The following is a 9,468-nucleotide window of genomic DNA, read 5'->3' on the forward strand; positions in this document are numbered from 1 at the left end:
CGATGGATTTCAGGTCAATGTTACAATAACAATCAAAATGGACCAGTCAGATGAGGCTGCTCAAAACGGCGTACTTTCTGGAATTTCCTTTTTTGGATAACAATTGAATGAATATCCTCTATCTTCACATTGGTTCTCACAAAACTGGTTCGACAGCGATACAGAAGGCGTGTGAACAACACTCCGCCAAAGATACCAAGTATATAAATATACGTGTGCCTGGCAAACACTTGATTCAGCCTCGAAGACAAGGTCGGCATGTTGTGTGTTCAATAAATATGGACCAAGCTGAACGCCTTTTTCGTCCTCAGGCTGGTGTCTCAACCTATATAACTTCAGATGAGTGTTTTTTCTGGATTTTTGATCCAATGGCTTTGCAAGAGTTAGCGTCTCTGCTGCTTGATCGATTTGATGAGGTTCGGATCATTTGTTACCTGCGTCGCCAAGAATCGTTGGCGATTTCACATCGCAAACAAGTTGTTCTAGATTTTCCTGCTGATTGGTTTTACGGACATGCCCCTGTTTCTTTGCCAAAGTTTGAGCCACATTTTTCGCTTTATTTTGACTACGCAAAGAAACTATCAGAAATTTGGGTTCCCTTGTTTGGAAAAGAATTTGTCACGCTAGTCGAATACGACTGTTCGCATTTTCCTCAAGGAAATGTCTTAGCGGACTTTAGCACACGAGTCGGGGTGGACTTTTCGCAAGTGTCGCTTCGGGCAAATGTAAAATTACCTGGAAACCACTTGTTTTTAGCACTTATTCTTAAGCAAGCTGGGGTGCCGCTCAACGAACGAAACACAATTCTGCGACAGCTGCCCGGCAACGAAACGCCGTTTCTGCCCAGCCGAGCGGACGCTCAGGAGTTTTTATCACATTTCTCATCCAGCAATGCCGAATTGGCAAAGAACTGGACACAAGACGGTAAACCATTCGAATTCTCGGACGATCTATCTATGTACGCGGAAATGGCCCAACCCATTTGGGACAATGATGCGGTTGTTGAAATAGTCCAAGCCACACTTGCAATGCCCGGGGATTCGGGCTCACAAAAATCTCAAAAGTCAGTGAAGCGCTGGTTACTCCGCTGAGCAGCCTCATCTCGCTGACCCAAAATGAACGTAAGCGGATCACCGGCCTGAAAACCATCATCCCGATGGATTGCAGGCCGATGTTGCAATAACAATCACATTGGACCAGTCAAGTGAGGCTGCTTACACTTGCGCCAAACGTAAACATCAGATTTTTTTTCTACCAAGAAAAATTCAGCTTCTGTCATTGTCGTTTTTATCTGCTCAACTAGGCTTGATCCATTTTCAATCAAGCTCGGATGTAACTCCATTATAACAAGACCAGCATTAGAAACAGTCTTAATGTCTTGCTCTAATAGGGCGACTTCTGCACCTTCAATATCAGAGATCAACGTAAATCCGTCGGGAGCGCCCAGATCTCTCCAGAGATCGGACAGGGTCACAGCATCAACTTCCATTATATTGGCCCCTGATTTCCGAAGAACGGATAAGCGGCTTGTATGAGGGTTGCTTTTGACCACAAAGGGAGCGGTCGGACCGTCATAAGACAAGGCTTTGCAATATACTTGGCTCGCAGCGCGTCCTGCGTTTTGTGCGCAAAGCTCGATCAATGCAGCATTCGCCTCAATGATCACGTGAGGCGTATCCGTATCCAAAAGTGATCCGATCAAGCTGGAAACTATGCCCAATGATCCTCCCAGTTCAATAACGGGCCTATCTGGCGGCAAGTATTTGGAGATAAACTCAGCCTCTTCAGCTTCATACTTTCCTCTAATTAGAGCATTGGCGACCGCTGAATCTGTTCCTTCAGGGATTTCCACTTCCAAACCGTGGAACTCAAATCGCCATCCATTGGATGCCACATGGCGAGCTAGTCGGATGCGACGAATAAAATCACGGACGATGGTCAAGAGAGGGAGCACTTTCCGTTATCACTGAAAGATGAAAATGCACCTTTTATTTGACCTTTGTGCTTTGCTCTGCGGCGAGCGGAAAGCAAATTATGCGGAAGCAACAGGCCAAAAATTGCTGGGCCGATTGTTCGTAGCATTGCCGCGGGTTGGTTATATTTTTTGAGTACATAGTGCCGTGATCGAGCCATGTGATAACCTTTGAAAAACGCAATCTTGGTTGAGCGAGTACTCCCTGCACCAGCAACGTGAAGCGCCGACGCCCCTGCAACGTGCCACAACTTTCCGCCTTCAGAAACTAACCTAGTCGAGAGATCATGATCTTCATGGTAAAGAAATATCCCCGGATCAAACCCGCCCACGGCATGGAAATCTTGCTTTTTAACAAAAAATGCCGCCCCTGACAGAACGGCCAGCTCACTATCTTTAGTAAGCTGCGGGCGTGGAATTTTCTTGAGAGGTAAAATAGAAGTAGTTTTGATACGGGCATTGCCTTTGCAGCTGAGCATTAGTGGGTTGCCCGCCACAAAGTTTGGCAATCGGTCGGCGGCGTTTTCTAGTGCATTAATTGTTCCAGGGGCCAATCTGGCATCTGGGTTTACAAAAAAAAGGTAAGTTGTTTCTGCAAATTCTGCTCCGAAATTACACGCTCGGCCGAAACCCTCATTTCTGGTTAGGCGAAGTATCTTCGCCTCTGGCGCCGCATCATTCGCGACATTTGACGTTGAATCTGTACTCGCATTGTCGACGACTATCGTGCTTGCGTGATACGGTAAACTATCCAATAACCCTTTGATGACGCCCTCGCTATTGTGGCCAACTGTAATAACAGTGGTGTCGTTGGGCATTCTAGCTTCCTATATAGCCAAGGCAAATGAAGGAATCAGCCTCATCTGACTGGTCCATTTTGATTGTTATTGTAACATTGACCTGAAATCCATCGGGATGATGGTTTTTCGGATTAGCAACTCACTCGCATAGCTGATGGTTAAAACTCTCCACAAACACGATACCCGGGATTTGCCAAACCACCACGACGTACCTCACAGGCACCCCTTTCCCTGTGTCAATCGAAAGAGGTGAGATCTTCCCCGATCCTCTTTGCGATGAGGTTCTTCCTGGAGAACGAGAGAGGACACAGGGATACCATGATAGGTATGAGATCTTCCTAAATAGGGATAGGTGGAAGGAAGGTATCTCCCATTACTGGTACCTATTTCCCTGCAGTAAGCTTCTTTCCTAAGTAGCTAGCTTCCTATGTCCCGTGAGTGAGGCGCGGCTGCACTAGCGAAGGGCACACCCGCCACACCCGAACAGGGGCATTTTCGGGGGCATTCTGGGCCACTACGGCCTGGCCGCACCTAGCAAACGCTCAAGACAGGAAGATGGCTGGGGTGGTAGGATTCGAACCTACGGTACACTGTACCAAAAACAGTTGCCTTACCACTTGGCTACACCCCAACGGTGAGCGGCTGAATACGATGTGATCTTCGCAGGCGCAAGACCTGAAATGCGAAAATTTCGAACCAAGGATGATTTTTTTCCTCGGTTCGAAATGTGACCTGTTCAGAGTTGGTTTAAACGGTCCTTGACCATGGGGCCCGCCTTGGCGAAATCGATCTGGCCGGTGTATTTGGACTTCAGCTCGCCCATGATTTTACCCATATCCCGGATCGAGCTTGCGCCGACCACCGCAATTGCCGCGTCGATGGCGGACACCACTTCGGTTTCCTCCAATTGGCGGGGCAGAAATTCTTCGATCACTTTGATTTCGTCGAATTCACGCTCTGCCAGATCCAGCCGACCACCCTCTTCGTAGGTGCGCGCGCTTTCTTGGCGCTGCTTCACCATTTTGGCGAGAATCTTCAGAATATCATCGTCGCTGGCGCCGTCTTCGCGGCCTTCGCCGCGCAAAGAGATGTCCATGTCCTTGATGGCTGCATTGATCAGACGCAGAGTCGACAGGCGTTCTTTGGCCTTGTCGCGCATGGCTTGCTTCAAAGCCTCATTGATCGTGTCACGCATGTTTGCCCACCTTTTGATGCGTCTCGGATACGAACCTTGAACCATAGAAGAAAGCAAAGGTCTGCGCAACTTCGGAAGAAAATTGCCAAGCTGTTGTATTTCAACACTTTCTACTTTCGCACCAGACCTTGACGCCCGCTGGGTTCAACCTTAGTTTCCCAACAATTTGTCAGCCCGGAGACTCGCCCCATGACCCTTGCGTCCAATTCAGCACCGACTGCCTGCCTTGCTATGGCCGATGGAACCCTGTTTTACGGACGCGGATTTGGCGCAACCGGTGAAACGGTCGCAGAGCTGTGTTTCAACACGGCGATGACGGGCTATCAAGAGATCATGACGGACCCTTCTTATGCTGGGCAAATCGTAACCTTCACCTTCCCCCATATCGGCAACACGGGTGTCACGCCTGAGGATGACGAAACCGGCGATCCGGTCGCGGCGGGCATGGTTGTGAAATGGGACCCGACAGAGCCGTCCAACTGGCGCTCTACTGGGCATCTGTCTGACTGGCTGGCCTCGCGCGGTCGTATCGCAATCGGGGGGGTCGACACCCGCCGTTTGACCCGCGCAATCCGGCAGGCAGGCGCGCCCCACGTGGCGATCGCTCATGATCCAGAGGGCAATTTCGACACAGAGGCTTTGGTTGCCAAGGCGCGCGAGTTTGTGGGCCTCGAGGGGCTGGATCTGGCCAAAGACGTCACCTGCGCGCAAAGCTATACATGGGATGAAATGCGTTGGGCTTGGCCCGATGGCTACACCCGTCAGGAAAACCCGCGCCACAAAGTTGTGGCCATCGACTTTGGCGCGAAACGCAACATTCTGCGGTCTCTGGCATCTGCCGGCTGCGACGTGACCGTCCTGCCAGCAACTGCGACGGCAGAAGAGGTCCTGGCACATAAACCCGATGGTGTGTTTTTGTCCAACGGCCCCGGCGACCCTGCAGCCACCGGCACATATGCGGTTCCGATGATCCAAGACATCCTCAAGGCCGACCTGCCCGTTTTTGGCATTTGCCTGGGTCACCAGATGCTGGCGCTGGCGCTCGGCGGCACAACGATCAAAATGAACCACGGCCACCATGGTGCGAACCATCCGGTGAAAGACCATGAAACCGGCAAGGTCGAAATCACATCCATGAACCACGGCTTTGCGGTCGATGGTGAAAGCCTGCCAGACGGTGTTGTGGAAACCCATACCTCGCTGTTTGACGGTTCCAACTGTGGCATTCGCATCAAAGACAAGCCGGTCTATTCCGTGCAGCACCACCCCGAGGCAAGCCCGGGACCGCAGGACAGCTTTTATCTGTTCGAGCGTTTTGCAGCCTATATGGACGACGCCAAAGCCGCGTAAGCCGCGACATTTCTTATAAATGTTTAAGCTTTCCGTAAGCTTTCCCGCCCTAGGCTGAGTCAATCAGTCTAGGGCGATGTTTTTTATGAGCTTTCACAACGCGGGGCTTTCCGATCTGCTGTGGTCCTCCACAGGCGACGCACATGTGGGCGCGGGCCGGCGATTGCTCGAAGCGGGGCATATTTCTTCGCTGCAATTCTTCTATGCCAGACAGCGGGTGAAAATTTGGGACGTCAGCTTTGCGCAGGTTCTAGTCGCCAATGGCTGGGTGAGCGAAGATCAGGCGCTTCAGGCATTGGCTGATGAATTGCGCACAGATGTTATTGATCTGTCGCAGGCGCCTCCGGACCCGCGCCTGTCGCATATTCTGCGACCTGAGGTTTGTCTGAAATATGCCATACTGCCCTGGGTCGAGACGCATGATCGTTTGGTGATTGCGACCAGCCGGCCCGAGGCGTTTCAACGAATTCGCCCGCATTTGCCCAAGACCGGCAGGCATCCTCAGATGGTTCTGGCACGCGAAAGCGACATTCAGTCCTGTGTCGCGCAACAGCACAGACAGGCTCTGACGCAGGCCTGCGAAACTCGCGTGGACGCCCGGTTCAGTTGCCGTGGGTGGGCGCAAAATATGTGGAGTCGGGTCGCTTGGGTCATCGCGCTCACAGGCTTGTTGTGCGCAGGTCTTGCAATCGCGCCCGATCAAAGCGTTACCCTTTTGGTTCTGGCAACGCTGGCTTTTCTGGTGATCGGATTGGCCATGAAATGCCTTGCTTTCGCGGCCAGCCGCCATGCCACACCAACCCTGAAAAAACATGCACGGCGACGACCAGATCGACTGCCCCGAATGTCCATTCTGGTGCCACTTTATAAAGAAACCAAAATTGCCGACGCCCTCATTCGGCGGCTCTGTGCTCTGACCTATCCCAGAGCGCTTCTGGATGTGGTGCTCATCCTTGAAGAGAAGGATCCCCTGACCCGAGATACGCTTGCCCGCACCACCCTGCCCCACTGGATGCGCGTTGTCACAGTGCCAGATGGCGGCGGGCTGACAACCAAGCCGCGCGCTATGAACTATGCGCTGGATTTCTGTCGCGGTGACATCATCGGCATCTGGGACGCCGAGGACGCACCAGACCCGCGACAGCTGGAAACCATCGCCGCCCATTTCGCCTCCGCAGATCCGGATGTCGCCTGTGTTCAGGGGGTTCTGGATTACTACAATCCAACGACGAACTGGATATCGCGATGTTTTACATTGGAATATTCAATGTGGTTTCACATCGTGTTGCGCGGCATGGCGCGGATCGGCGTGCCCATCCCGCTTGGCGGCACCACGCTGTTCATGCGTCGTGACGTTCTAGACGCCATCGGCCGTTGGGATGCCCATAACGTCACCGAAGACGCAGATCTGGGTATCCGCCTGGCCCGCTTTGGCTATCGCACGGAACTATCTCTGACCGTCACTCAGGAAGAGGCCAACTGCCGTCTGCGCCCCTGGATCCGCCAGAGATCGCGATGGCTTAAGGGATATATGGTGACTTATCTTGTGCACATGCAGAGGCCCCGCGCGCTGTTGAAAACCTTGGGTTGGGGCCGCTTTATCGGGTTGAACGTGATCCTGCTGGCCGCACTGATGCAGTTTCTGCTCGCGCCAGTGCTCTGGTGTTTCTGGGCCTTAGCCTTCGGCCTTGTCGACCCACTTGGCCTGCCACAGCTTTCGCCGCAACTGGTCGGCGCGGCCATGGTAATCTTCGGGGCCGCAACGATGATTGATTTCACCATCGCGTGCCTGTCGATGCGCGGCCAGAACCGGCGGGGCTTGATATTCTGGGTGCCAGCGTTCCTGCTGTATTTTCCGATGGCGACACTCGCGGCATACAAAGCGCTATTCGAGCTGATTTTCGTTCCGTTTTACTGGGACAAAACCGCCCACGGCATCACCCACGAAGGCCATACCGCGCGGTTCTCAGCTGTCAGCACTTAGCTTCAGTCGTGTCTCGAAGGCTTCGGAGATATGGTTTTTCAACGCTTTATAGGCGCCGTCCTCATCGCGGTTGGCAATCGCCTCGACGATGGCCGCGTGTTCTTGCAACGCCACGGCCCCACGACCTTCGGCCGCCAGCGAAGTTGTCGCCATCAAGGCCATGGTCCGGTGAACCAAATCCAGTTGCTGCACCAAATAGCGGTTGTGGGACGCAAGATGGATCATCTTGTGAAAGCGTCGGTTGGCGCGGGACAGGGCCGAAGGATCATCCACAAAGGCTTTGTCCTCTTCGACCATATTGCGCAGCACGCGCACTTCTTCGACCGCGGCGTGACGGGCCGCCAGTCGCGCCGCCAGCCCCTCAAGTTCGGTGCGCACAAGATAGAGTTCCGAGAGCTGGTTGTGATCCAGCGACGCCACAATCAGGCTGCGGCCATCACGTGCCAAAAGCGACTGGGTCTCAAGGCGCTGCAAAGCCTCGCGGATCGGAGTCCGGGACACCCCAAACCGCTCCGCCAGATCGCTCTCGACCAGCCGGTCTCCCGGTTTGTAATCGCCATGGTCAATCGCTTCGAGGATCAGCGAATAGGCATCGCGCGTTTGCCCTCGGCTCTGGCTCATTGTGTCTCTCCCTTAGAATGAAACAGACTATGCACCTAGGTGTAAAACTTGCAAGAGACAGATTGACACTCCGCCCCGCGTACTTAGGGTCGCGCGCATGCTTAAAGATGCCTTCTCTCATGTGACCACCTGGGTCTTTGATCTGGACCACACATTGTACCCGCCGCAGATGCGTCTGTTTGACCAGATCGAAACCCGCATGACGCAATATGTCATGCGCGAAATCGGGGTATCCGAAGACGAGGCCGATCGCCTGCGCTCGGAATACTGGCGCAGCTATGGCACCACGCTTGCTGGCCTGATGCGGGTGCATGACATTGATCCTGATCCGTATCTGCACGAAGTCCACGACATCGATTTTTCTGTCCTGTCGCCAGACCCCGATCTGGCCAGCTATATCCAAGCGCTGCCCGGCCGCAAAATCGTCTATACCAACGGCTCTGCGCCCTATGCTCGCAACGTCTTGGCGGCCCGTGGCCTGTCTGGAAAGTTCGAAGAAATCTATGGCATTGAACACGCAGGCTATGCGCCGAAACCCGAAAGAGCGGCTTTTGAAGCGGTCTTTGCGAAGGACGGCCTGGACCCAAAACGCGCCGCGATGTTTGAGGACGATCACCGCAATCTTCAGGTACCCCACGAGATGGGTCTAAAGACCGTTTTCGTATCGCCCACAGCGCGCACCGATCCGCATCTACAGCATCATACCGATGACCTGACCGCCTTCTTGGGCAGTCTGCTTTAGGCATCCGGCGCGCCACGCGATTGCGAGCAGCGGCAACTTGACCCTTTCCAGCTGTTCCCAACCGGCCTAGATAGCTGTCAAAGAGGAGGCACCATGCCTGCGCAACAGTTTGACATCGTGATTTCAGGGGGCGGCATTGCCGGCCTGACGGCGGCCGCGGCCTTTGCGCAGGCTGGGTTTTCGGTGCAATGCCTTGATCCCGCATCCCCCGTGACCGACCGCGAGGCCAAGGGCGCGGACATGCGCACAACCGCGTTTTTACAACCCGCGCAGGCCCTACTTGAACAAACAGGTCTTTGGGAGCGGCTGCGCGATCACGCCGCCGCGCTTCAGATCATGCGCATTGTCGATGCTGGCGGCGCAACGCCCAAGGCGCGCATTGTCAAAGAATTCAACGCCGCAGAAATTTCCGAGAAACCCTTTGGCTGGAACCTGCCAAACTGGTTATTGCGCCGCGAAATGGTTGCGCACCTTGAGGCGCTGAATGGCGTAGATCTGCGTCTTGGTACTGGCACCACGGGCCTTTTCACACGAGAGGCCGAAGCGCGCGTTAGCTTGAGCGACGGCACACAAAGCAGATGCCGGCTGGTGATCGCTGCAGACGGGCGCGGCTCTCCCATGCGCGACGCGGCAGGCATTCCCGTGCGCACGACCCGCTATGGTCAGCGCGCGCTTGCTTTGGCCGTGACCCACCCCATTCCGCACGAAAACGTATCAACCGAAATTCACCGCAGCGGGGGGCCATTCACGCTGGTGCCTCTGCCCGACTTTAACGGCAAACCCTGCTCTGCTCTGGTCTGGATG

At 54.1% G+C, this 9,468-nt stretch carries 9 protein-coding genes and 1 tRNA gene; 5 read left to right on the forward strand and 5 right to left on the reverse strand.

Translation table 11 applies throughout. The features are described 5' to 3' along the window. The first annotated feature begins 107 nt into the window (after positions 1-107). The gene (locus ACEQWH_RS04040; RefSeq protein ID WP_370228432.1) at positions 108-1,091 is read left to right on the forward strand and encodes a hypothetical protein; all 984 of its coding nucleotides are present in this window, start codon (positions 108-110) and stop codon (positions 1,089-1,091) included. 95 nt (positions 1,092-1,186) lie between these two features. On the opposite strand, the gene ACEQWH_RS04045 is transcribed toward ACEQWH_RS04040, so the two are convergent. The 4 genes from ACEQWH_RS04045 to ACEQWH_RS04060 all read right to left on the reverse strand — a co-directional run bounded on the left by ACEQWH_RS04045 (position 1,187) and on the right by ACEQWH_RS04060 (position 3,967). After that, a complete protein-coding gene (locus ACEQWH_RS04045) occupies positions 1,187-1,942 on the reverse strand; it encodes an FkbM family methyltransferase (RefSeq protein WP_370228433.1) in 756 nt (251 codons plus the stop codon). Then, positions 1,939-2,790, reverse strand: a complete 852-nt coding sequence (locus ACEQWH_RS04050) for a glycosyltransferase family 2 protein (RefSeq protein ID WP_370228434.1) — start codon at positions 2,788-2,790, stop codon at positions 1,939-1,941. The genes ACEQWH_RS04045 and ACEQWH_RS04050 overlap by 4 nt, the downstream gene beginning before the upstream one ends. Before the next feature lie 538 nt (positions 2,791-3,328). Then, a tRNA-Gln gene (locus ACEQWH_RS04055) sits at positions 3,329-3,403 on the reverse strand. Positions 3,404-3,508: 105 nt separating this feature from the next. Beyond that, positions 3,509-3,967, reverse strand: a complete 459-nt coding sequence (locus ACEQWH_RS04060; RefSeq protein ID WP_370228435.1) for a GatB/YqeY domain-containing protein — start codon at positions 3,965-3,967, stop codon at positions 3,509-3,511. Positions 3,968-4,156: 189 nt separating this feature from the next. Between ACEQWH_RS04060 and carA the strand changes: the two genes are divergently transcribed. Both carA and ACEQWH_RS04070 read left to right on the forward strand, forming a co-directional pair. After that, positions 4,157-5,317, forward strand: coding sequence for a glutamine-hydrolyzing carbamoyl-phosphate synthase small subunit (gene carA, locus ACEQWH_RS04065; RefSeq protein ID WP_370228436.1), 1,161 nt, complete (start codon positions 4,157-4,159; stop codon positions 5,315-5,317). Positions 5,318-5,402: 85 nt separating this feature from the next. Next, entirely contained in the window at positions 5,403-7,301 is a 1,899-nt protein-coding gene (locus tag ACEQWH_RS04070) for a glycosyltransferase family 2 protein (protein WP_370228437.1), read from the forward strand. Here the strand turns inward: ACEQWH_RS04070 and ACEQWH_RS04075 are convergent. Continuing rightward, positions 7,284-7,922 carry a GntR family transcriptional regulator gene (locus tag ACEQWH_RS04075; protein WP_370228438.1) on the reverse strand — a complete coding sequence of 213 codons (639 nt, stop codon included), beginning with the start codon at positions 7,920-7,922 and terminating at the stop codon, positions 7,284-7,286. The two genes, ACEQWH_RS04070 and ACEQWH_RS04075, sit on opposite strands and share 18 nt — an antisense overlap. Positions 7,923-8,019: 97 nt before the next feature. On the opposite strand from ACEQWH_RS04075, the gene ACEQWH_RS04080 reads away from it, so the two are divergent. Together ACEQWH_RS04080 and ACEQWH_RS04085 are read left to right on the forward strand one after the other, a co-directional pair. Then, the gene (locus ACEQWH_RS04080) at positions 8,020-8,664 is read left to right on the forward strand and encodes a pyrimidine 5'-nucleotidase (RefSeq protein ID WP_370228439.1); all 645 of its coding nucleotides are present in this window, start codon (positions 8,020-8,022) and stop codon (positions 8,662-8,664) included. 93 nt (positions 8,665-8,757) lie between these two features. Continuing rightward, a partial coding sequence (locus ACEQWH_RS04085; RefSeq protein WP_370228440.1) for an FAD-dependent monooxygenase occupies positions 8,758-9,468 on the forward strand: 711 nt, incomplete at its 3' end.

The sequence above is a fragment of the Cognatishimia sp. genome, from assembly GCF_964229375.1.
Lineage (GTDB): Bacteria > Pseudomonadota > Alphaproteobacteria > Rhodobacterales > Rhodobacteraceae > Cognatishimia.

Excerpts from the sequence above, each read along its gene's own strand:
- carA (WP_370228436.1), top strand. The coding sequence starts at position 4,157 with ATGACCCTTGCGTCCAATTCAGCACCGACTGCCTGCCTTGCTATGGCC.
- ACEQWH_RS04075 (WP_370228438.1), bottom strand. The coding sequence starts at position 7,922 with ATGAGCCAGAGCCGAGGGCAAACGCGCGATGCCTATTCGCTGATCCTC.
- ACEQWH_RS04060 (WP_370228435.1), bottom strand. The coding sequence starts at position 3,967 with ATGCGTGACACGATCAATGAGGCTTTGAAGCAAGCCATGCGCGACAAG.
- ACEQWH_RS04050 (WP_370228434.1), bottom strand. The coding sequence starts at position 2,790 with ATGCCCAACGACACCACTGTTATTACAGTTGGCCACAATAGCGAGGGC.
- ACEQWH_RS04070 (WP_370228437.1), top strand. The coding sequence starts at position 5,403 with ATGAGCTTTCACAACGCGGGGCTTTCCGATCTGCTGTGGTCCTCCACA.
- ACEQWH_RS04080 (WP_370228439.1), top strand. The coding sequence starts at position 8,020 with ATGCTTAAAGATGCCTTCTCTCATGTGACCACCTGGGTCTTTGATCTG.
- ACEQWH_RS04040 (WP_370228432.1), top strand. The coding sequence starts at position 108 with ATGAATATCCTCTATCTTCACATTGGTTCTCACAAAACTGGTTCGACA.